21 protein-coding genes are annotated in these 20,858 nt (G+C 68.1%); 9 read left to right on the plus strand and 12 right to left on the minus strand.

Translation table 11 applies throughout. From position 1 onward, the window contains the following. Positions 1 to 62: 62 nt before the first annotated feature. From C4E04_RS20365 to xth, 4 genes are all read left to right on the plus strand, one after another. On the plus strand, positions 63 to 2,645 hold the full coding sequence (locus C4E04_RS20365) for a DNA translocase FtsK (RefSeq protein WP_109600469.1): 2,583 nt from the start codon (positions 63 to 65) through the stop codon (positions 2,643 to 2,645). Positions 2,646 to 2,764: 119 nt separating this feature from the next. Continuing rightward, positions 2,765 to 3,751, plus strand: coding sequence for an outer-membrane lipoprotein carrier protein LolA (locus C4E04_RS21540; protein WP_245416175.1), 987 nt, complete (start codon positions 2,765 to 2,767; stop codon positions 3,749 to 3,751). 52 nt (positions 3,752 to 3,803) lie between these two features. Further along, complete coding sequence (locus tag C4E04_RS20375) at positions 3,804 to 4,604, plus strand: class I SAM-dependent methyltransferase (protein ID WP_109600471.1); 801 nt, start codon at positions 3,804 to 3,806, stop codon at positions 4,602 to 4,604. Between the two features lie 92 nt (positions 4,605 to 4,696). Then, a complete protein-coding gene (xth, locus tag C4E04_RS20380; protein WP_109601385.1) occupies positions 4,697 to 5,509 on the plus strand; it encodes an exodeoxyribonuclease III in 813 nt (270 codons plus the stop codon). A gap of 203 nt (positions 5,510 to 5,712) precedes the next feature. Here xth and holA read toward each other — a convergent pair whose 3' ends face one another. Genes holA through leuS form a run of 3 tightly spaced genes read right to left on the minus strand, consistent with a single transcriptional unit; the run spans position 5,713 to position 9,882 of the window. Further along, positions 5,713 to 6,732, minus strand: a complete 1,020-nt coding sequence (gene holA, locus C4E04_RS20385) for a DNA polymerase III subunit delta (RefSeq protein ID WP_109600473.1) — start codon at positions 6,730 to 6,732, stop codon at positions 5,713 to 5,715. A 5-nt stretch (positions 6,733 to 6,737) separates the two neighbouring features. Next, the gene (gene lptE, locus C4E04_RS20390) at positions 6,738 to 7,274 is read right to left on the minus strand and encodes an LPS assembly lipoprotein LptE (RefSeq protein ID WP_109600475.1); all 537 of its coding nucleotides are present in this window, start codon (positions 7,272 to 7,274) and stop codon (positions 6,738 to 6,740) included. Continuing rightward, positions 7,261 to 9,882 (minus strand): leucine--tRNA ligase, encoded by a 2,622-nt coding sequence (gene leuS, locus C4E04_RS20395; RefSeq protein ID WP_109600477.1) that lies wholly within the window; start codon positions 9,880 to 9,882, stop codon positions 7,261 to 7,263. The genes lptE and leuS overlap by 14 nt, the downstream gene beginning before the upstream one ends. A 124-nt stretch (positions 9,883 to 10,006) precedes the next feature. On the opposite strand from leuS, the gene C4E04_RS20400 reads away from it, so the two are divergent. Next, a complete protein-coding gene (locus C4E04_RS20400; RefSeq protein ID WP_109600479.1) occupies positions 10,007 to 10,705 on the plus strand; it encodes a YggS family pyridoxal phosphate-dependent enzyme in 699 nt (232 codons plus the stop codon). A gap of 28 nt (positions 10,706 to 10,733) precedes the next feature. Here the strand turns inward: C4E04_RS20400 and C4E04_RS20405 are convergent, their stop codons facing one another. Further along, a complete protein-coding gene (locus C4E04_RS20405) occupies positions 10,734 to 11,282 on the minus strand; it encodes a hypothetical protein (RefSeq protein ID WP_162559490.1) in 549 nt (182 codons plus the stop codon). Positions 11,283 to 11,741: 459 nt separating this feature from the next. Between C4E04_RS20405 and C4E04_RS20415 the strand changes: the two genes are divergently transcribed. After that, positions 11,742 to 13,259 carry an ATP-binding cassette domain-containing protein gene (locus tag C4E04_RS20415; protein WP_109600485.1) on the plus strand — a complete coding sequence of 506 codons (1,518 nt, stop codon included), beginning with the start codon at positions 11,742 to 11,744 and terminating at the stop codon, positions 13,257 to 13,259. Between the two features lie 20 nt (positions 13,260 to 13,279). Here C4E04_RS20415 and C4E04_RS20420 read toward each other — a convergent pair whose 3' ends face one another. From C4E04_RS20420 to C4E04_RS20430, 3 genes are all read right to left on the minus strand, one after another. Then, complete coding sequence (locus tag C4E04_RS20420) at positions 13,280 to 13,729, minus strand: host attachment protein (RefSeq protein ID WP_109600487.1); 450 nt, start codon at positions 13,727 to 13,729, stop codon at positions 13,280 to 13,282. A gap of 105 nt (positions 13,730 to 13,834) precedes the next feature. Next, the gene (locus C4E04_RS20425; protein WP_109600490.1) at positions 13,835 to 14,032 is read right to left on the minus strand and encodes a YqaE/Pmp3 family membrane protein; all 198 of its coding nucleotides are present in this window, start codon (positions 14,030 to 14,032) and stop codon (positions 13,835 to 13,837) included. A 75-nt stretch (positions 14,033 to 14,107) separates the two neighbouring features. Continuing rightward, positions 14,108 to 14,641, minus strand: coding sequence for a L,D-transpeptidase (locus C4E04_RS20430; protein WP_109600492.1), 534 nt, complete (start codon positions 14,639 to 14,641; stop codon positions 14,108 to 14,110). Between the two features lie 135 nt (positions 14,642 to 14,776). Between C4E04_RS20430 and C4E04_RS20435 the strand changes: the two genes are divergently transcribed. From C4E04_RS20435 to C4E04_RS20445, 3 genes are read left to right on the plus strand one after another with little or no spacing between them, the layout of a single operon-like run. Then, positions 14,777 to 15,463 carry a response regulator transcription factor gene (locus tag C4E04_RS20435; RefSeq protein ID WP_109600494.1) on the plus strand — a complete coding sequence of 229 codons (687 nt, stop codon included), beginning with the start codon at positions 14,777 to 14,779 and terminating at the stop codon, positions 15,461 to 15,463. A 2-nt stretch (positions 15,464 to 15,465) separates the two neighbouring features. Beyond that, positions 15,466 to 15,936 carry a cyclic nucleotide-binding domain-containing protein gene (locus tag C4E04_RS20440; protein WP_109600496.1) on the plus strand — a complete coding sequence of 157 codons (471 nt, stop codon included), beginning with the start codon at positions 15,466 to 15,468 and terminating at the stop codon, positions 15,934 to 15,936. Positions 15,937 to 15,981: 45 nt separating this feature from the next. After that, positions 15,982 to 16,422 (plus strand): NUDIX domain-containing protein, encoded by a 441-nt coding sequence (locus C4E04_RS20445; RefSeq protein WP_109600498.1) that lies wholly within the window; start codon positions 15,982 to 15,984, stop codon positions 16,420 to 16,422. 403 nt (positions 16,423 to 16,825) lie between these two features. Here C4E04_RS20445 and C4E04_RS20450 read toward each other — a convergent pair whose 3' ends face one another. The 5 genes from C4E04_RS20450 to C4E04_RS20470 all read right to left on the minus strand — a co-directional run bounded on the left by C4E04_RS20450 (position 16,826) and on the right by C4E04_RS20470 (position 20,816). Beyond that, positions 16,826 to 17,827, minus strand: coding sequence for an adenosine kinase (locus C4E04_RS20450; RefSeq protein ID WP_109600500.1), 1,002 nt, complete (start codon positions 17,825 to 17,827; stop codon positions 16,826 to 16,828). A gap of 86 nt (positions 17,828 to 17,913) precedes the next feature. Then, entirely contained in the window at positions 17,914 to 18,348 is a 435-nt protein-coding gene (locus tag C4E04_RS20455; RefSeq protein ID WP_109601387.1) for a helix-turn-helix domain-containing protein, read from the minus strand. A 4-nt stretch (positions 18,349 to 18,352) separates the two neighbouring features. After that, entirely contained in the window at positions 18,353 to 18,919 is a 567-nt protein-coding gene (locus C4E04_RS20460) for a Smr/MutS family protein (RefSeq protein ID WP_109600502.1), read from the minus strand. Next, positions 18,916 to 20,085: a murein transglycosylase A gene (locus C4E04_RS20465; protein ID WP_109600504.1), complete on the minus strand. Its 1,170-nt coding sequence runs from the start codon at positions 20,083 to 20,085 to the stop codon at positions 18,916 to 18,918. Before C4E04_RS20465 ends, C4E04_RS20460 begins: the two co-directional genes overlap by 4 nt. Beyond that, complete coding sequence (locus C4E04_RS20470) at positions 20,082 to 20,816, minus strand: Tim44/TimA family putative adaptor protein (protein WP_109600506.1); 735 nt, start codon at positions 20,814 to 20,816, stop codon at positions 20,082 to 20,084. Before C4E04_RS20470 ends, C4E04_RS20465 begins: the two co-directional genes overlap by 4 nt. Between the last annotated feature and the right edge of the window lie 42 nt (positions 20,817 to 20,858).

Raw genomic sequence — 20,858 nt, forward strand, 5'->3', positions numbered from 1 at the left:
AACCCCCTCCCCCTATTGTCGCAGCTCGACTTCATGAATGACATTGCGATTCAGGGTTTTCGATGCGCACGGCACGCCGCCCCTCGTCAGCCTATGACGGTCTTTCCAGCGCCCTGAGGGCCTTCGTGGCCCGCCGGGCTCAGGAGATGATCGGCCTTTGCCTGCTCGTCCTCGCGGGCGCGGTGGCGGCCTCCCTCGCGACTTGGTCGGTGGACGACCCGAGCCTCAACAACGCCACCGACGCGCCGGTCCGCAACCTGCTCGGCTGGCCGGGCGCCATCGCGGCCGACCTCCTCATGCAATTGCTCGGGCTCGGCTCCATCGCGGCCCTCCTGCCCCTCGCTCTCTGGGGCTGGCGGCAGATGAAATCCGGCCATCTCGGCCGGGTGCAGTTGCGCCTCGCCCTCTGGGTCATCGGAGCCGGGGCCGCAACCGCGCTCGCCAGCGCCCTGCCGGCTACGGACCGCTGGCCCCTGCCCACCGGCCTCGGCGGTGTGGTGGGAGACGCGATCCTCGCGGCCGCCAAGGCCGTTACGGGCCTTGCCAGTGGCTCGGGCAGCGCCGTGCTTGGCCTCGTCTTCGCGGCCGTCGCGATCCTTACCCTGAGCGCCGCCTGTGGCCTCGGTCTCGCGGAGGACCGCGACCGGGACGATGCGGACGAACATGACGAGCCGGTCGAGACCGGACGCGGACGCCGCAAGGCCGAATGGGACGATGCGGACGAACCCGGGCGGGACGAGCCCGGCTGGGGCATCGTGTCCCTGGGCGCCCTTGCGCACGGATTCATGAGCCTGCGCGCCGCCGCGCGCCGCTGGGCCGAACGGCGGGCGGAAGCCGGCCATGACGAGGCCGCGCCCGTGGCCCGGCGCGGCGCACCGGACGCGATCTGGACCCGGCGCGAACCGATTCTGGACGAGGCGCCCCGGCGGACGAAGCCCGCCCCGGCGGCCGCGCCCCTCCACGACGAAGACGACGAGGATTGGGACGAGGTCCCGGCCGCGGGCCGCAGCCGCGTCGCCATGCCGGAGCCCACGCCGACGCGGGTTGCGCCCGTGGCGGCGGCGCCGAAGCCCGGCAAGCGGATCGTGCGCGAGGCGCAGCCCTCCTTCCTGGACGAGGGCGATTATCAGCTCCCGGCCCTCGGCCTTCTCGCCGAGCCGAAGAAGCCGCAGGCCCCGACCGTCTCGGCGGATGCGCTCGAGCAGAACGCCACCCTCCTGGAAGGGACGCTGGAGGATTTCGGCGTGAAGGGCGAGATCATCAACGTGCGCCCCGGCCCGGTGGTGACGCTCTATGAGCTCGAGCCCGCGCCGGGCACCAAATCTTCTCGCGTGATCTCGCTCGCCGACGACATCGCCCGCTCCATGAGCGCCATCTCGGCCCGCGTCGCGGTGGTGCAGGGGCGCAACGCCATCGGCATCGAGCTGCCAAACCACAAGCGCGAGACTGTGTTCCTGCGCGAGCTTCTCGCGAGCCAGGATTTCGAATCGACCAAGCAGAAGCTCGCGCTCTGCCTCGGCAAGACGATCGGCGGCGAGCCGGTGATTGCAGACCTCGCACGCATGCCGCACCTGCTGGTCGCCGGCACCACCGGTTCGGGCAAATCGGTCGCCATCAACACCATGATCCTGTCGCTGGTCTACCGGCTGAAGCCGGAGGAATGCCGGCTGATCATGGTCGACCCGAAGATGCTGGAACTGTCGGTCTATGACGGCATCCCGCACCTGCTCACCCCGGTCGTCACCGACCCCAAGAAGGCCGTGGTGGCGCTCAAATGGGCGGTTCGGGAGATGGAGGACCGCTACAAGAAGATGTCGAAGCTGGGCGTGCGCAACATCGACGGCTTCAACGCCCGCGTCTCGGAGGCCAAGGCGCGCGGCGAGGTGATCACCCGCACGGTCCAGACCGGCTTCGACCGCGAGACCGGCCAAGCGGTCTACGAGGACGAGGTGATGGACCTCGAGCCTCTGCCCTACATCGTGGTGATCGTCGACGAGATGGCCGACCTGATGATGGTGGCCGGCAAGGAGATCGAAGGCGCGATCCAGCGCCTCGCCCAAATGGCGCGTGCGGCCGGCATCCATGTGATCCTGGCGACCCAGCGTCCGTCGGTGGACGTGATCACCGGCACGATCAAGGCGAATTTCCCGACCCGGATCTCGTTCCAGGTGACGTCGAAGATCGACAGCCGGACGATTCTCGGCGAGATGGGGGCCGAGCAGCTTCTGGGCCAGGGCGACATGCTGTACATGGCGGGCGGCGGGCGGATCATGCGCGTGCACGGGCCGTTCTGCTCCGACGAGGAGGTCGAGAAGGTCGTCGCCCACCTCAAGCGTCAGGGCCGGCCGCAATATCTCGAGGCCGTCACGGCCGACGAGGACGAGGGTGGCGCGGGCGGCGACTCGCCGGTCTTCGACCAGGGCGAGTTCGGAGCGCCGGGCGGCGATCTCTACGACCAGGCGGTCGCCGTGGTCCTGCGCGACAAGAAGGCCTCGACGTCCTATATCCAGCGTCGGCTGCAGATCGGCTACAACCGGGCGGCCTCGCTGATGGAGCGGATGGAGAAGGAGGGCATCGTCGGCCCGGCCAACCATGCCGGAAAGCGCGAGATCCTCATGGAAAGCCCCGATATGGGCGAGGATTGAGGCGGGACCCGAAGCGTGGATCGAATCGACGCAGCAGGAACCTCGGCCCTGGGAAGAGCGTCATCGATTGGCCACATGAGAAGGCTAGCGCAGCGCCTGACCTGAAAGGATTTTTCCGGATGCGCCTTTCGAGCCCGATCCGCCTGACGACGCTCCTTGCGACCTTTGCGGTCGCCGGAACGCTGCCGGCTGCGGCGCAGGTGCTTCCCTATGAGCTGTTCCAGCCGCCCAGGGCCCCCTCCCCGGCTGCGCCCGCGACCCTCGCGTCGGCGGCTGAGGGTTTCACCCTGACGGCCGCGCCTCTCGCCACTTCGACGTTTCACGCGCCGCGCCGGGCCGTCCAGCCGATCGATGCGCCCGCCCCCGCGCCGGAACCCGTGAAGGAAGCTGCCGTCGTTCCGGCGATCGCGCCCCTGCCGCCGCCGCCGGTTCGCCCGGTGGCCCTCAAGGAAACCAAGGAGGCTGCGGCCGGCGATCCGGTCGAGATCGCGGCCAAGCCCGTCGTGGCGGCGGCCGTTGGCCCGGCCGCGATGGCCAGAGTGCAGCCCCGGGCCCAGCCCCTGTCGAACCAGGAAATCGTCGACCGGGCCAATGCCTATTTCACCAACATGAGCACCCTCGTGGCCGACTTTACCCAGGTCGGCGGCGATGGGCGGCGGCTCGGCGGCACCCTCTATCTCCAGCGCCCCGGGAAGCTGCGCTTCGAATACGATCCGCCCGCCACCCTGGAAGTCATCGCCGACGGCACTTCCGTCGCCGTGCGGGACACGAAGCTCAACACGCAAGACCTCTACTTCATCCAGCAGACGCCCCTGAAATTCCTGCTGCGCGAGCGGGTCAATCTCGGCCGGGACATCGCCGTTACGGGCATTTCCAGCGAGCCGAACTCCGTGCGCATCAACCTCGAAGACAGCTCGACGCTCGGCGGCACCTCCCGGATCGCGCTGTATTTCGACCCGGAGATGCAGAACCTGACTCAGTGGCGGATCACGGACCCGCAGGGCTTCCAGACCGTCGTGACCCTCAACAAGACCAATCGCGGCCGGTCCATCGACCAGGCCCTGTTCCGGATTCCGAACGCGCCGGTGATCGGCAACAACCGCTAGATCCGGTTTCTCGGAGACGGCGGCCCGGCGCGACATGCACTGGAGCCGTTCCATGGCCGAGGCGCCGAAAGTCCGCTGGGTCAGCGCAGATCTCTATGAGGCCTATATGGGCCGCTGGAGCCGGCTCGTCGCCCGCGATTTCCTCGCATGGCTCGATTCCCCGCCAGCCCTCGACTGGCTCGATGTCGGCTGCGGGACCGGGTCCTTGACCGAGGCGATCGCAACACATGGCGAGCCCGGGCGGCTGGTCGGCGCCGATCCGTCGGGAGGTTTCCTGGAACGGGCGCGCGAGCGGCTCGACGGGAGCAAGGTCGAGCTCCGGGAAGCCGACGCGCAGAACCTCCCCTTCCCGGCCAATACCTTCGATCGTGTGGTTTCGGGGCTCATGCTCAATTTCGTGCCGGACAAGCCGAGCGCGGCGGCCGAGATGGTGCGTGTAACCCGGTCCGGCGGCGAAATCGCCCTTTACGTCTGGGACTATGCGGGCGGAATGGAGATGATGCGCCATTTCTGGGACGCGGCCATCGCTCTCGATCCCGAGGCGCGGGAACCAGCCGAGGCCACTCATGCGCCGATCTGCAAGCCGGATGCGCTGCGCGACCTCTTCGGTCCATTGGGTCTTCTCGGCGTCGAGACCCGCCCGCTCGAAATATCCACGGTGTTTCGCAACTTCGACGATTACTGGACGCCGTTTCTCGGCGGCCAATCGCATGCCCCGGCCTATTGCATGTCGCTCCACGAGGATGCCCGGGGCGCCCTGCGCGAACGGCTGAGGAAAACCCTTCCGACCGAACCGGACGGCAGCATCCCGCTCACGGCGCGGGCTTGGGCCCTGCGAGGGCGCAAGGCCTGAAGCCGAGCCTGGGCCGCGCGACCTTCGACGCCCTTCCCTTGCGGTGGAATCTGTCGTAGCCGAGGGGAGCCCGAGCCTACAGGATGCACGCCGTGAAACTCACCGTCTCCACCTGGAACATCAATTCCGTCCGCCTGCGTATCGACCATGTCCGGCGCTTCCTGGCGGAGCGCCGCCCGGACGTCCTGTGCCTGCAGGAGACCAAGTGCCCGAACGACAAGTTCCCCCTGAAGGAGCTCCAGTCCTTCGGCTACCCGTTCGTGGTCCATCTCGGCCAGAAGGGCTATAACGGGGTCGCGATCCTGTCCCGCTATCCCTTCGCCCAGACCTCCACCATGGAAATGTGCGGCCGCCAGGATGCCCGCCACATCACCGTGACCCTGACCGAGGCCAAGGCCGCCTCGGGCGTGACCATCCATAATTTCTACGTCCCGGCCGGCGGCGACATTCCGGATGCGGACCTCAACGAGAAATTCCGCCACAAGCTCCAGTTCATGGAGGAGCTGAGGGCCTGGGGCGGCCGCTCCCGGCCGACTTCCGCTCCGGCAATCCTGGTGGGCGATCTCAACGTGGCTCCCCTGGAGCACGATGTGTGGAGCCATAAGCAGCTCCTCGACGTGGTGAGCCATACGCCCGTCGAGACCGCGGCCCTGGAAGAGCTGCGCCAGGAAGCCGGCTGGACCGATGCCATGCGGCACCTGCGCCCGGAGCCCGAGAAAATCTATTCCTGGTGGAGCTACCGCTCGCCCGATTGGGCGGCCGCCAACAAGGGCCGCCGCCTCGACCATATCTGGCTCTCGGGCGACCTCGCCGGCACCTTGCGCGGCATCGACGTAACCCGGGAAACCCGCGGCTGGGAGCGCCCCTCGGACCACGTGCCCGTGACGGCCGAGCTGGAGCTCTGATCAGCGCCGCTCCTTCCACCTTTTCCGGACGAAGCTCGACAGCATTCCCTCCCCCTTGTGGGGAGGGCTAGGGTGGGGGTGTGAGCGCTACATTCTGAAAGCCCAGCGCCGACACCCCCACCTCCACCTCCTCCCCACAAGGGGGAGGAGAGTATGTTGGCGCTTCCCACGAACACCCGAGATCTGAGAGAAAGAAGAATGCCTCACCGGCGCGCAGCGCGGGCCAGGTCGAGCAGGGTCTTGGCGGTGACCACGTGGTCGAGGTCCGAGAGGCGGCGGGTGTCGAGGAGGCTCGCCTGGATCTGGGCGATGGCCTGCTTCAGGGTCTCGGAGGTCCAGCGCTGCAGATGGCGCTCGACCAGGGGCTTACGGCGGAAATGCAGGCTGCGCATTCCCTCCATCACGGCGCTGACGGGCTTTCCTTCCTCGATGGAGAGCCGGGCCGGCAGCAACATGAGGGCGTGGCGCAGGGCGGCGCCAAGCACCGTGGAGGCCGAAACGCCCTCCGCCGCGAGGCGGCGCGTGCCGGTTTCCAGCTCCGTGCCCTGGCCCGCGAAGGCCGCGTCCACCACCGCATCCATGGCGAGGCTCGACACGTCGCTCAGGACCGCATCCACGTCCTCAAGGGTAATCTCCCGTCGGCCGTGGGCATAGAGCATGAGCTTGGAAAGCTCGCCGCGGGTGGCAAGCCGGTCGCCCCCGAGGCTGGCGAGGAGAGCCGTGCGAGCTTCCCGCGAGATTGCGAAGCCGCCGCTTTTCAGCGCCTCGTCCACGACAGTGCCGAGGTCCCGGCCCGTATCCGCGTAGCAGGGCAGCGCGAGGGCGTTCTGCGATTTCTCGCACAGGACCCGCAAGGGCGCGGACTTGGCGAGGTCGCCGCCCTCGATGACGATGGTCGTGTCCTGGATCTTTCCCTTCAGGACCAGGTCCACGGCCGGCGCGAGGTTGCGCGACGTGGCCTTGACCCAGAGCGCGCGGCGGCCGCCGAACAGGCCCATGGTGCCGGCCTCGTCGGCCAGGCGGGCCGGATCGGACGCGATATCGTCCCCGTCGAGGCGGATGAGCTGGAACGGGTCCGACGGATCCTCGACGGACCGCTCCGCGAGGGCGCGGGCCCGCTCGTTGATGAGGCCCACATCCGGCCCGTAGAACAGGAAAACCCCGATGGCCGGGTTGGGGCGCCGCAGCACCCCTTCCACGTCGCCGGCCTTGATTGCCACCATGGCGGTTAGCTGGCCGTCGCCAGCTCCATCGCGAGCCGGGTCTTGACCTGGTCGGCGAGCGCCTTGGCGAGCCGGATCTCGGCGTCGCGGGCGGCGCGCACGGTGGCGAAGCGCTGCGGGAAGCGCTCGTAGGTGGTGTAGGACGTGACGGTCGCGGTCGTGACGGTCTTGGAGCCGTCCTTGGCCGTCAGGGTGTAGGTGAGGGTGCCCGCAATGGTCGCCGTCTGAGCCCGCCCGGTCACCGTGTCGACGATGGGACTCTGGAGCGTCTGGCTCAGGGAGAGAGCCAGCACATAGCGCTTCGGCAGGTCCTGGCCGGACCCGTTGAGGGCGTAGATGACCTCGCTGCGGATGTAATGTCCGACGCGCGCCTGGGCGTCCGGCCATTTCAGCTCCGGCACCTCGATGGAGGACAGGACCGTCTGGAGCGTTTCGCCAGAGGCGGTGGGCCCGTAGAGGGGCCGGAAGCAGGCGGACAGGCCCACGGAGAGGCCTGCCACGATCACGAGACGGGCAAGGCCCTTGAGGTTAAGCGACGACATTCACGATCCTCTGTGGGACGACGATGATCTTGCGGGCGGACTTTCCTTCCATAGCCCGTTGCACCGCTTCGAGCGAGAGCACCGCAGCCTCGATGGCGGCCTGATCCGCATCGCGCGCCACCGTCACGTCGGCGCGCTTCTTGCCGTTGACCTGCACCGGCAGGGTGATCGAATCCTCGATCAGGAGCGACCGCTCGACCGTCGGCCAGGCGGCCTCGGCCACGAGACCCGGCTCGCCCAGGACGGCCCAGCTCTCCTCGGCCAGATGCGGCATCATCGGCGCGAGCAGCTGCACGAAGATCCGCCCGGCCTCCCGGAAGGCACCGGCAAGACCCGGCTCTTCGGCCGTCTTCGCCTGGACCAGCAGGTCCTGGAGGGAATTGGCGAATTCGTAGAGATGGGCGACGCAGCGGTTGAAGCGCAGGCGTTCCACGTCCTCTTCGGCCGCCGCCAGGGCCTTGTGGGCGGCCTTGCGCACCGCAAGGCCGATGGGCCCTTCCGCGGCCGCGCCATCGGGGCTGACCGACCGGTCAGCCAGCTCGCCGACGAGGCGCCAGACACGCTGGACGAAGCGGGCCGCGCCCTGCACGCCCTCCTCGGTCCAGATCACGTCGCGCTCGGGCGGCGAGTCGGAGAGCATGAACCAGCGAGCCGTATCGGCCCCGTAGGACCCGATGATCTCGTCCGGGTCCACGGTGTTCTTCTTGGACTTCGACATCTTCTCGATGGAGCCGATCTCGATCGGCGCCCCGGTCTGCACGTCGAAGGCCTTGCGGACACCGCCCTCGCTCTCGATGCGCACGTCGCTCGGCAGCACCCAGGCGCCCTTCTGGTCCTTGTAGGTCTCGTGCACCACCATGCCCTGGGTGAACAGGCCCGCGAAGGGCTCGTCCAGGCCCGCATGGCCGGTCCGGGTCATGGCCCGGGTGAAGAAGCGCGAATAGAGCAGGTGCAGGATCGCGTGCTCGATGCCGCCGATATACTGGTCCACCGGCAGCCAATGGTCGACCACCGCCTTGTCGGTCGGCTCCTCGGTCAGGGTCGGGTCGGTGAAGCGCGCGAAATACCAGGACGAATCCACGAAGGTGTCCATGGTGTCGGTCTCGCGCCGGGCCTTGCCGCCGCATGTCGGGCAATCCACGTGCTTCCAGGTCGGATGCCGGTCGAGGGGGTTGCCCGGCACGTCGAAGGACACGTCCTCCGGCAGGGTCACGGGCAGCTGGTTCTTAGGCACCGGCACGGTGCCGCAGGCCTCGCAATGGATGATCGGGATCGGGCAGCCCCAGTAGCGCTGGCGCGAGATGCCCCAGTCGCGCAGGCGGAAATTCACCTTGCGCTCGGCCACCGGCTTGCCGTCACGCATCTGGCTTTCCAGGCGTCGGGCGACCTCCTCCTTGGCGTCCGGGATGGTCATGCCGTCCAGGAAGCGGGAATTGATCATGCGGCCTTCGCCGTCATAGGCCTCGTCCGTGATGACGAAGCTGGCCGGGTCCACGTCCGGCGGGCAGACCACCGGTGTGTTGCCGAGGCCGTACTTGTTGACGAAATCCAGGTCGCGCTGGTCGTGCGCCGGGCAGCCGAAGATCGCGCCCGTGCCGTATTCCATCAGGATGAAGTTGGCCACATAGACCGGCAGGGTCCAGCTCGGGTCGAACGGGTGCTCGGCCCGGATGCCCGTGTCGAAGCCCAGTTTCTCGGCCTTCTCGATGGCCTCCTGGGCGGTGCCCAGATGCTTGCATTCCTCGATGAAGGCCGCGAGCTCCGGGTTCTTGGCCGCAGCCGCCTTCGCCAGCGGATGGTCGGGCGCTACCGCCATGAACTTGGCGCCGAACAGGGTGTCGGGCCGGGTGGTGTAGATCTTGAGCTCGGTCTCGCCGTTCGGCGCCGTCTCGGGCCGCAGGGCGAAGCGCACCAGCAGACCCTCCGAGCGGCCGATCCAGTTGCGCTGCATCAGCCGGACTTTTTCGGGCCAGCGGTCGAGGGTGTCGAGCCGGGCGTTCAGATCCTCGGCGTAATCCGTGATCTTTAAAAACCACTGGGTCAGCTCGCGCTGCTCGACCAGGGCGCCGGAGCGCCAGCCGCGCCCGTCGATCACCTGCTCGTTGGCCAGAACCGTGTGGTCCACCGGGTCCCAGTTCACCTTGGCGGTCTTGCGGTCGACGAGCCCGGCCTCCAGGAAGTCCAGGAACATGCGCTGCTGGTGCTTGTAGTAGCTCGGATCGCAGGTCGCGATCTCGCGGCTCCAGTCGAGCGACAGGCCCATGGATTGCAGCTGGCCGCGCATGGTCGCGATATTGGCGTAGGTCCATTCCTTGGGATGGACCTTGTTCTGCATCGCGGCGTTCTCGGCCGGCATGCCGAAGGCGTCCCAACCCATGGGATGAAGCACGTTGAAGCCCTTGGCGCGCTTGTAGCGGGCCACCACGTCGCCCATGGTGTAGTTGCGGACATGGCCCATATGGATGCGCCCGGACGGGTAGGGGAACATCTCGAGCACGTAGTATTTCGGACGCGGGTCGTCGTTACGGGTCCTGAACAGGTCGCGGTCGTTCCAGACCTTCCGCCATTTCGGTTCGGCTTCCTTGGCGTTGTAGCGCTCGGGCCTCATTTTTCTCGTCACACCGTCATTCATGAAAGACGCGGCTTGCGCCGCAGGGTTGGCGCGGACTAGGACACAGCTCACCCGCGCGGTCAACGGCTTCGCGCGCGGGAAAGCCGTGCGGAGGACTCATATGAGCGACACCACCCCCGTCGAGCGCCTGCAGGAGGTCCGGGCCGGCATCGCCCGGGCAGCTTCCGATTACGGGCGCGACCCCGCCTCCGTCACGCTCGTGGCCGTGTCCAAGACCTTTCCGGCCGAAGACGTGGAGCCGGTCCTGGCGGCTGGCCAGAGGATCTTCGGCGAGAACTACGTCCAGGAGGCCAAGGCCAAGTGGCCTTCCCTGCGGGAGCGCTATCCGGACGTGGAGCTCCACCTGATCGGCCCGCTCCAGTCCAACAAGGCGAAGGAAGCCGTCCAGCTCTTCGACGCGATCCACACCCTCGACCGCCCGTCCCTCGCCGAGGCGCTCGCCAAGGAAATTGCCCGGCAGGGCCGCGCCCCGCGCCTGCTAGTCCAGGTGAATACCGGCGAGGAGCCGCAGAAGGGCGGCGTCATGCCCGGGGAGGTCGACGGCTTTCTCGAAGCCTGTCGCACCCGCTGGGGCCTGACCGTCGAGGGGCTGATGTGCATCCCGCCCGCCGAGGACCCGCCCTCGCCGCATTTCGCCCTCCTGCACAAGATGGCCGCGCAGCACGGCCTGAAGACCCTCTCCATGGGTATGAGCGCCGATTACGACGCCGCCATCCAGATGGGCGCCACCCATGTGCGGGTCGGCAGCGCGATCTTCGGATCGCGGCCAAGGGCCCAGAAATCGGACAGCGGGGCCTGAAGCACCGGACCCGGAAAGGGCCGCACGGCTAGTTCACCAGGACGACGCTCTCGAAGGCCTTCTTCTTGCGATCCCAGTAATAAAGCTGGGTCAGCCCGTTTTCGATATAGAGAATTCCCGGGAGTTTCAGCGTCACGGAGGCCGGATAGCGCTCGGATTCGCACAGGCCGCCCTGGAGCTTCCGGAGGGCCTTGCCGCAGATCGTGTCCCACCGGCGGGGTTTGGCGAGGCCGAGCCCCGCTTCGGGATCGACGCTCATGCCGCGCTCTTCCGAGCGGATGAGCACGTGGACGCTGCGCCCGAGATCGACGATCAGGTCGCGTGTCCCATCCGCCTTGCGGACGGCGATCAGGGCCGTGTCAGTCCGGCTGTCCCCGTCGAAATCGGCCTCGATCGTCGACGGATCGATGGATTCCGCCGCCGTATCGCCGATGCGGGCCTTGTCCTCCTCTTCGGTCAGGGCGCGCCATTCGCCGTAATCCTGTGCCAGGGCGGGTGAACCCGTGGCGATGAGGATCGTGCAAGCAAGGTTGCGCAGAGTGGCCGGTCGAAAGGGGATCGACGTGCCTGCCTTCATGAAACGAAACATTGTATCTGAACTGCCTCGGCCATCATGCAAGGAAACAATTCTCTTGGCCATCTTCCCGGTCCCGGATCCCGCCCGGCCGCAAGCCCCATTTTCCCTCCGACAGGCCGTTGCGTCGCACCCTGCATGAAGCTAGTCTTTAGGAAGATCCACACTAACCGAGGAGGGCTGCATGTGTGAAGCGATGCATCTACGCATGTTCGGCCCCTGGCAGGCCCTGCAGCAATTGCATGTTGCAGGGCGGACCCCGACACGGATCTGACGCCGGCCTTCCGTCACCCCTGCATCTTCCAAAGCTGAAGATGCACCGCGCGTCCTCCTCTCATCCCGGTCTGCTCTGAACGGCTTTTTCGCGTCCGAGGCTCGTCGCCCGAGCCCGGTGCGTCCCACGCCACGTTCACGACTTTCGCGCCGCGCCTTGCCGCCGCGCCGACCGATTTGAGACAGACCATGGGCTCCATCAGCCTCCGCAATCTTTCCGTCCTCACTCCCGCGCCCCTGTTCCGCGACCTGACTCTCACCCTCACGGGGCGCGACCGCCTCGGCATCGTGGCCGGCAACGGCACGGGCAAGACCACGCTCCTTCGCTGCATGGCGGGCCTCGCCGAGCCGACCGAGGGCGATATCGTCCGCTCCCGCGGCCTGCGGGTCGGCATCGTCATGCAGGAGGCCCCCGAAGACCTGCTGGACCTGTCCCTCCGGGAGGCGGTCCTCAACGGCCTGGCGCCGGACGAGCGCGAGGGCAACGAATGGCGCGCCGACATGGCGCTGGACGGCTTCGAGACCCCGGAACCCATGCGCGGCCAGATCCTGCGCGCCTTGAGCGGCGGCTGGCAGCGGCTGGCGCTGATCGCCCGCGCCTGGATCGCCGAGCCGGACCTCCTGCTCCTCGACGAGCCCACCAATCACCTGGACCTGGAAAAGCTCTTTCGACTGGAGCGCTGGATCCGGGAGGATGCCGGGCCTGTGCCGATGGCGATCGTCAGCCACGACCGGGATTTCCTCGATGCCTGCACCACCAGGACCCTGTTCCTGAGGCCCGAGACATCGGTCGTGTTCGCGCATCCGTTCACCCGCGCCCGGGCGCTGCTCGCCGAGCAGGATTCCGCCCTGGCCGACCGCAACGAGAAGGATTGGAAGGAGATCAGGCGGTTGCGTCAGAATGCCGGCGAGTTACGCAATGTGGGCATCAACAGCGGCAGCGATCTTCTGCTCACCAAGGCGAAGCAGCTGAAGAAACGTGCCGCCGACCTTGAGGAGGGCTTGCAGGCGCTCCATCGGGACCGGCCCGGCGAAGTGCGGCTGGCGAGCCGCTCCACCCATGCGCGGATCCTTCTCGCGGCCGAGAACCTCACGGTGCGCCCGCCGGACGGCGGGATCCTGTTCACGATCCCGAAGCTCGAGGTGGAGCAGGGGGATCGCATCGTGGTGCTCGGCCGCAACGGGGTCGGCAAGTCGCAGCTCGTGCGTCTGCTGAACCGGGCCGTGCGCGATCCCGACGCGCATCCGGGCATCCGCATCAGCCCGAGCGCGATCCTCGGATACACGGACCAGGACCTGTCGCAGATCCCGCCGCAGGAAACGCCGCTCGGCTTCATCCTGTCGGCCTTCCGCCTGGGCGATCAGCGCAGCAAGGCGCTTCTTGCCGGCGCGGGCTTTCCCATCGAGCAGCAGAAGCGGCCGGTCGCGCGGCTCTCGCCCGGTGAGAGGGCCCGGCTCGGCCTCCTGGCCTTACGCCTGACGGAACCGAACCTCTATCTTCTGGACGAGCCCACGAATCACGTGGACGTTCCCGGCCGGGAGGCCCTGGAATCCGAGATCCTCGCGGCCGATGCTACCGGCATCCTGGTCTCGCACGATCGCCGCTTCATCGAGACGGTCGGCACGCGCTTTTTGGTCGTGGAAGGCCGAAAGGCGAGGGAGGTCGCTTCGCCGGATGCGTTCTACGCCGGGCTCTCGGACGAATAGGAGGCGGAACCTGTGGGCCGCTATGGCTCGGCCCGCAGGTGCTTTTCGATGTCGTGCACGGGGTGACGGGTGAGATCCTTGTCCACCTCGGCCACGATGCGGGCCTTGAAAGGCGGCGAGAACTGCCGGCGCAGTTCCGCGAGGGTGCGGGGCGGCGCCACGACGATCACGGCCTTGGCCTGGGCCGCCGCCTGCTCGAACGCCTTCGCCACGTCGCCGGCGAAACTCGCCTCGGCGAGGTCGTGCCAATCGGTCTGGCCCACGGCGCTGCGCGCCCCGTCGGACGCGAAGGCGCGGCCGGGCTTGTCCGTGCCCTGTTCGGCGGTCGGCGGGTTGTCCGGCACCTCCAGGACCTTGTCCACCGTCAGGTTCCAGTCGATCTCGTTGCCGGCATTCCTCAGCAGCAGGGCCTTCCGCCCGTCGCTGACGAGCACCATTCCCTCGTGGGGCAGCTTGGGACGCTCGGTCATGGATCAATGCGCTCCGTTCCGGAACAGAGCATCAGCCTATCATGGATCGGCCGCGAAAGGCCGAAAAGGTGATGCGTGCGCCGGTCGCACCCGGATTACTCCGGGTCAGCGCCCGTTCTGGCGCAGAGCGGCGGCGATCTTCTTGTCCGTGTTGAACTGACTCAAGGCGTAGACCGCCCAGAACGCCGCCGGGAGCCAGCCGATGAGCGTGACCTGCAGGATCAGACAGATCAGTCCCGCGAAGGGCCGGCCGATGGTGAAGAAGGTCAGCCAGGGGAGGAGCAGGGCGATCAGGAGACGCATGGACGGACGGCCTTTCGTTGGAGCATGGCCTGGAGATGGGGATGCGGCGTCTGATTGCAAAGCTTGGGGAAGCCATCAGCCGACGATGGCGATCCGCGTGTCCGGCCCGATCCGCTCCAGGAGACGGCGGATCGCCTGCCGGGGGATCGCGACGCAGCCCTCGGTTGGCGAAAAACCCGGACGGGCGAGATGGAGGAAGATGGCGCTGCCCCGGCCGCGGCGGATGGGCCCGCGGTTCCAGTCGATGTCGAGGACCACGTCGTAGAGATGGTCCTCCCGCCACATTTTCTCATGACTCGTCGGGCAGGGCAGGGGGACCGGCCGGTTGTAGCGCCGGTCTTTCGGGTCGTCCGACCAGCCGTCCTGCGGCCGGATGGGGCGCAGTTTCAGGCCCGTGCGGGGCCGGGGCTGACGGTCGGCCCGGTAGAAACCCTGCAAAAGGGCGAAGCGTCCGACCGGGGAGGCGCCGTCGCCCTCGCGCTTGTCGCGCCGGGTTCCGGAGCGGCCGAGCGCGCAGGGCAGGACGAGCGTTCCCGCTTCGAGACGCCCGCGGCGGGGGTCGAGGGGAGAGCGGCGGACGACGATGAGGTTGACGCGCGTGCGCTTCATGGACAGTGGACGGGGCAGGGGCGGCCCTTGTTGTCAAGTTGGGAATGACTAGTCTAAGGGCAGACGCACGATCCGCGAAAGGGGCCTATCCTTCGCGTAAGATCCGCCGCTCGAGGTTCGCCTGAAGGGATTGCAATGTCGAATGCCAGCCGTCTCCTCGTGGTCGACGACGATCAGGACCTGCGCGACGCGCTCGTGGAGCAGCTCGGCCTCTACGAGGAATTCCAGGTCGCGACGGCCGCAAACGCGACCGAAGCCATGCAGAAGGTCAAGACCGACCGGATCGACCTCGTCATCATGGATGTGGGCCTGCCCGACATGGACGGGCGCGAGGCCGTCAAGATCATGCGCCAGGAGGGCTTCCGCAGCCCGATTATCATGCTGACCGCCCAGGGCTCGGACACCGACACCGTGATGGGCCTGGAGGCGGGCGCCAACGACTACGTGGTCAAGCCCTTCAAGTTCGCCGTGCTCCTCGCCCGCATCCGGGCGCAGCTGCGCCAGTACGAGGCCAGCGAGGACGCCGTCTTCCAGATCGGGCCCTACACGTTCCGCCCGGGTTCGAAGCTTCTCACCAGCGAGAAGGGCTCCAAGCTCAAGCTCACCGAGAAGGAAACCGCGATCCTGCGCTATCTCTACCGGGCCGGGCAGGCGGTGGTGGGCCGCGACACCCTGCTGGCGGAGGTCTGGGGCTACAATTCCAACGTCACGACCCACACCCTCGAGACACATATCTACCGGCTGCGCCAGAAGATCGAGAGCGATCCGTCCAATTCCCGCATCCTCGTCACCGAGCCCGGCGGCTACAAGCTGATCCCCTGACGATGGCCCTCGACGACGATATCGCCATCCTGTCCGGCGCCCCGCTCTTCGGCCTGCTTCACCGGGACGCCCTGCGCCTCGTCGCCTTCGCGGCCGAGAGCCGGACCTTACGCGAGGGCGACACCCTGTTCCGCAAGGGCGACCGCTCCGATGGCGGTTACGTCGTAAGCCGTGGCGCCATCGCGCTCGATGCCCATGAGGACGGCTCCGCGGCCGATTTCGTGGTTGGTCCCGGCTCCCTGATCGGCCAGGCGGCTCTCTTCGCCCGCATCGAGCGCCCGGCGACGGCAATCGCCCGCGAGCCCTCGACGGTCATCCGCGTCAGCCCGAGCCTCATGCGCCGCGTGCTGGAGGAATTTCCGGCCGCTGCCGCCGCCATGCACGAGGCCCTGGCGCAGGATCTCGTGCGACTGACTGAGGGGCTCGAAGGAGTCCGCCGCCGGCTCGTGGCCATCGACGGGCCGGAAGACTAGATCGGAATGCCGCCTCCGGAAGGCGCTGCCCATCCAGGAGAAGCCATGTCCGCATCCGACGTCACCGCCCCGATCCGCATCGTGGCCGCCGCCGTCAGGGACGAGAGGGGACGTCTGCTCCTTGTCCGCAAGCAGGGCACGCAGGCCTTCATGCAGCCGGGCGGCAAGCGCGAGCCCCATGAGGACGATGCCGCGACCCTGGCCCGCGAAATCCGCGAGGAATTGGGCTGCACGGTGAGGCCGGATTCCCTGCGCTTCCTCGAAACGATGACGGCCCCGGCGGCCAACGAGCCCGGCCGCACGGTCGAGGCGGCCCTCTATGCGGCCGCTCTCGAGGGCGTGCCGTCCGTCTCGGCCGAAATCGCCGAACTGCGCTGGATCGACCTGGACCCGCCGCCCAACATCCCGCTCGCGCCCCTCACCCGCGACCGGGTGATTCCGCTCCTGAGGGCAGACAAGACGACCGTCATTCCGGGGCGAGCATAGCGAGAGCCCGGAAGCCATAAACAATAGCGTTTCAGAATGAAGGCTGCGAAAGCCGCTGCATATGGTCCTGTACCGTCAGTAGTTATGGGTTCCGGACTTGCCTAGAGGCAATCCGGAATGACGCGGGAGGCGCTGCGCGTCTCTCCTCCCCCTTGTGGGGAGGAGGTGGAGGTGGAGGTGGAGGTGGGGGTGTGAGCGCCACGTTCTGAGAGTTCAGCGCCGACACCCCCACCCTGGCCCTCCCCACAAGGGGGAGGGGAACACGCGCTTTTCTGGAGAAGTTACAGCTCATCATCGCTGCGCCTCTCCCGGCCATCCGCCCTTCGGAAGTACAGCCCGCCCAAACAAAAATCCCCGGGTCCAAGCCCGGGGATGACGAAGCGGAATGGGCCGGGAGGGCTGCTTACTGCAGGAGGCCTTCCTGACGGGCGAGGTCGAGCAGGTTCGCCTGGGGCCGGGCTCCGAGATGGCCGATGATCTCGGCGGCCGCGAGACCGCCGAGGCGGGCACAATCCACAAGGTCGAGGTCCCGGGCGAGGCCTGCCAGGAAGCCGGCCGCGAAAAGGTCGCCGGCGCCGGTGGTGTCCACCACCTTGTCGACCGGGAAGGCCGGCACGGCGCGGGTTTCGCCGCGGCTGACCACCAGGGCGCCCTCGGCCGAGCGGGTGATGACCCCGAGCACCTTCTCGTCCCGCAAGGCCGCAAGGGCGCTGTCGGGGTCCGAGGTGCCGTAGAGGCTCTGAAGCTCGTGGATATTGGCGAACAGGATGTCGAGGCTGCCGTCGCGCATGAGGCCCAAGAACTCGTCCCGGTAACGGTCGACGCAGAAGGCGTCCGAGAGGGTGAGCGCCACCCGGTTGCCGGCCTCGTGGGCGATGCCCACGGCCTTGCGGAAGGCCTCCTTCGCGGCCGGCGGATCCCAGAGATAGCCTTCGAGATAGACATAGGACGAGGCCTGGATGGTCTCGGCCCGGATGTCCTCGGGGGTCAGGTTCTGGCAGGCGCCCAGATAGGTGTTCATGGTGCGCTCGCCGTCCGGCGTCACCAGGATGAAGCTGCGGGCGGTGGCGGGCCCGTCCTGCGCGAAGGCGACGTCGTAGTGGATTCCCGCCGCCTTGAGGTCGCGGGCGAAATAATGGCCGGTCTCGTCGTTCTTCACCTTGCCGATGAAGCCCGCCTTGACGCCGAGGGAGGCAGCGCCGGCCGCCGTATTGGCCGCCGAGCCGCCGGACACCACGGTCGCGGGGCCCATGTCGCCGAAGAGCTCCTCGGCCCGGGCCTCGTCGATGAGCTGCATGGCGCCCTTGTGGACTTTCTTGCGGGCGAGGAAGGCCTCGTCCGTATGGGCGAGCACGTCAACGATAGCGTTGCCGAGCGTGAGCACGTCGATGCGGGATTGGGACATGGAAGACCGTCGGAATGAATGCGGGAGGCCTGTGGGCCGGCGCCGCTTTCGCATCCGTCGGCGCAAGGGTCAAGCCTGGGGCCCCTTCATGCCTCCTGCAGGGATGGCGCGGAGCGTTCCCCGTCCGGCCTCGCTTCCGTGAAGGACGAGGCCCTGCGGCTGCGGTCCTGCGCCTGGTCGAGGATCGCCAGCATCTCGTCCACCTCGTCCTCGCTGAGTTGGCCGATCTCCCGGGCCAGCCGGTTGGCGAGCAGCGTCGCGCGGGGATGGGTGCCGGAGGTGTCGATCTTCACCCGCGGGTCGGACAGGTCGGCAAGGCGGGCCAGTTCGTCCGCCTCGTCCCAGATGATGTTGAAATATTGCAGCACGCCCTGGATGAGGGTCCAGGTGGGCTTGCCACGCTCGCCGCGCTCCAGGGCCGACAGATAGGCGCTCGAAACGCCGAGATGCGCGGCCATGTCCTTCAGCATCAAGCCGCGCTCGCGGCGCAGCTGCCGCACCCGTTCGCCGAAAGGAGTCATTCGTTCATCCTGCGCCGCGCCTGCGGCGGAGCCGGACATAGAGTGCACCGGATCCGCCGTGTTGGGGAGAGGCCTCCTCGAAGCCGACCACAAGAGATCTGAGGTCCGGCAGCCGGAGCCAGTGCGGCACGCTCCGGCGCAGGACGCCCCGCTCCTCGAAGAGGCCGCCGGTTCCGGCGCCGCCCTTGCCGGTGATCACGAGGACGAGGGAATGGCCAGCATTCTGGGAGCGATGGAGGAAATGAATCAGGGCCCCGTGCGCCTCGTCCTGGCGCATGCCGTGGAGATCGATGATGGCGTCCACGGCCCTGGTGCCGCGGCGCAGCCCCTGGAGGGTCCGGCGCTCCATGGGCGCGAGGGGCGGCAAGGTCGGCTTGTGGGTCCCATTCAGGGGTGTCGCAAGGGCGGCCGGCGACGAGGCCGTCTCGGGCTTTGCCGGCACGACCGGGGCCGGCTCCTCCTCGGGTGCCGGGAGGACACGACCCTTCATGGGTGCGACGCCCCGGACCACATGGGCCCAGAGCCGGCGCTCCTCATCGTTGAGCGGGCGGGAACGGCGCCGGCCGGTCATGGGGCGGCGACGGGCTCGAAGACGACGAACCGGACCGGATGGCGCAGGAGCCCGGCGCGGGTGCCGGCCTCGGCGCCGCTGCCGACGAAGAAATCGCCCCGGGCCGGACCGACGATGGCCGAGCCCGTATCCTGGGCGATCATGAGGCGGCGCAGGGGCTCACTGTGGTCGAGCGAGAGGGGCATCCGCCCGTCGAGCCAGACGGGCAGGCCATAGGTCCAGAGGGAGCGGTCGACCGCGAGGCTGCGGCCCGGGACCAGGGGCACGCCGGCCCCGCCGATGGGCCCGTCTTCCAGCGAGAGCTCCGCGGCCTCGCGGAAAAAGATGTAGGAGCGGTTCTCCCGCATGAGGGAACGGGCCTCGTCCGGATGGTCCTTCAGCCAGCCCAGGAGCTTTTCCAGGGTCATGGTCTCGAGATCCATCTCGCCCCGCTGCACCAGGAGGCGGCCGATGGACGTGTAGGGATGGCCGTTGCGGCCCGCATAGGCAACCCGGAGGGACGAGCCGTCGGGCAGCCGGATCCGGGCCGAGCCCTGCACATGGATGATGAAGGCCTCGCCCGGCTCGCGCAGGTACACGATGGGTTCCGCCCGGTTGCCGAGAGCCCCATCCTCGATGGCGGCGCGGTCCGGATAGGGCGCATAGCCCGTTTCCGTACGCCGCCCCGCCTGAAGGTCTGATCCAAGACCGGGCAGGGTCTCGCCCTGCGGGACGGTGACGAGATCGTCCGGGCGGGCCAGAAGAGGGGCGCGATAGGTTGCGTCGGGTTTACGGGAGCCGAGGAATTCGGGCTCGTAATAGCCCGTGAGGAAGCCCTCGCCGGTCAGCGGGACCACGGCCGAGGGCCGGAAATGGGTCTCGAAGAAGGCCTTGGCCGCCGGACCCGCGAGGGAACCGGCCGCCAGGGCCTTCCGGCAGACGGCCAGGAGAGAGGCTTCGGGCTCCCGGGCCGGGCGAAGCGAATCGGCCCCTTCGGAGAGGGGGCCGCAGGTGCGCAGAAAGGCCGTGAAGGCGGCCCCGTGATCGTCCGTGTCCCAGCCGGCCAGATCCGCGAAGGCGACCGGCTCCAGCCGCGCCGTTCCGGCGAGCCTCGTGGCGGCCTCCGAGGCGGCCACGGTCAGAATCCAGAGGGCGAGGCCGAGGACGATCCGACCGCCATGCCTCATTGTCCCGCTTCGGTGGCGATGAGCTGCCAGTTGGGGTCGCGGCTCCCCAGGGCGCGCGAGAAGGTCCACACGTCCGTGACGTCGACCACAGTGTCCGGGCTTCCGTCCACGACTGCACCCGCGGCGTCGCGGGTGGCCGTGATGAGCTTGGACAGGAAGCGGACCACGATCTGGGCGTTTTTGCCCTGAATCTCGGCCCCGGCCATCTCGGCCTTATCGATGGACACGAAGGTGGTCTCCACCTTCTCGCCCCGGCGCTCACGCTCCGTGATGGCGCGCTCGAAGCCCTCGTAGACCTCCTTCGACAGAAGATCCTTGAGCATCTTGCGGTCGCCCTGAGCGAAGGCCGTGACGATCATCTCGTAGGCCGCCTTGGCGCCCTCCAGGAAGGTGCCGGCATCGAAGGACGGCTCGGCCCGGGCGATCTCGTCCAGGGTGGCGGCCATCGGCGTGCCGGCCTCCGCATAGCCCTTCCAGCGTTCCCCCGGCGGGGTGGCGGGCTCGGCGCGCGCGCCGGTGCCGTCACCATTGGCGCCCGGAAGCCGGACCACGTTGTCCTGGTCCGTCTTGGCGGCGCCGGGACGCACCGGCGGAGCGTCGCGACGGGCGAGGGGATCGAATGGCGGTTGCTCGTTGCCGGTCTTCTGGCCGAGCACCGATCGCAGGCGCCAGACCACGAAAATGGCGAGTACGATGAAAATGAGGGTCGTGATGTCGAAGGAATCCTGCATCGTCGATCCGTTAGCGGCCTGCCCGACCCGGCCGTGACGCCG

Origin of the sequence: Microvirga sp. 17 mud 1-3 (assembly GCF_003151255.1) — a bacterium.
Lineage (GTDB): Bacteria > Pseudomonadota > Alphaproteobacteria > Rhizobiales > Beijerinckiaceae > Microvirga.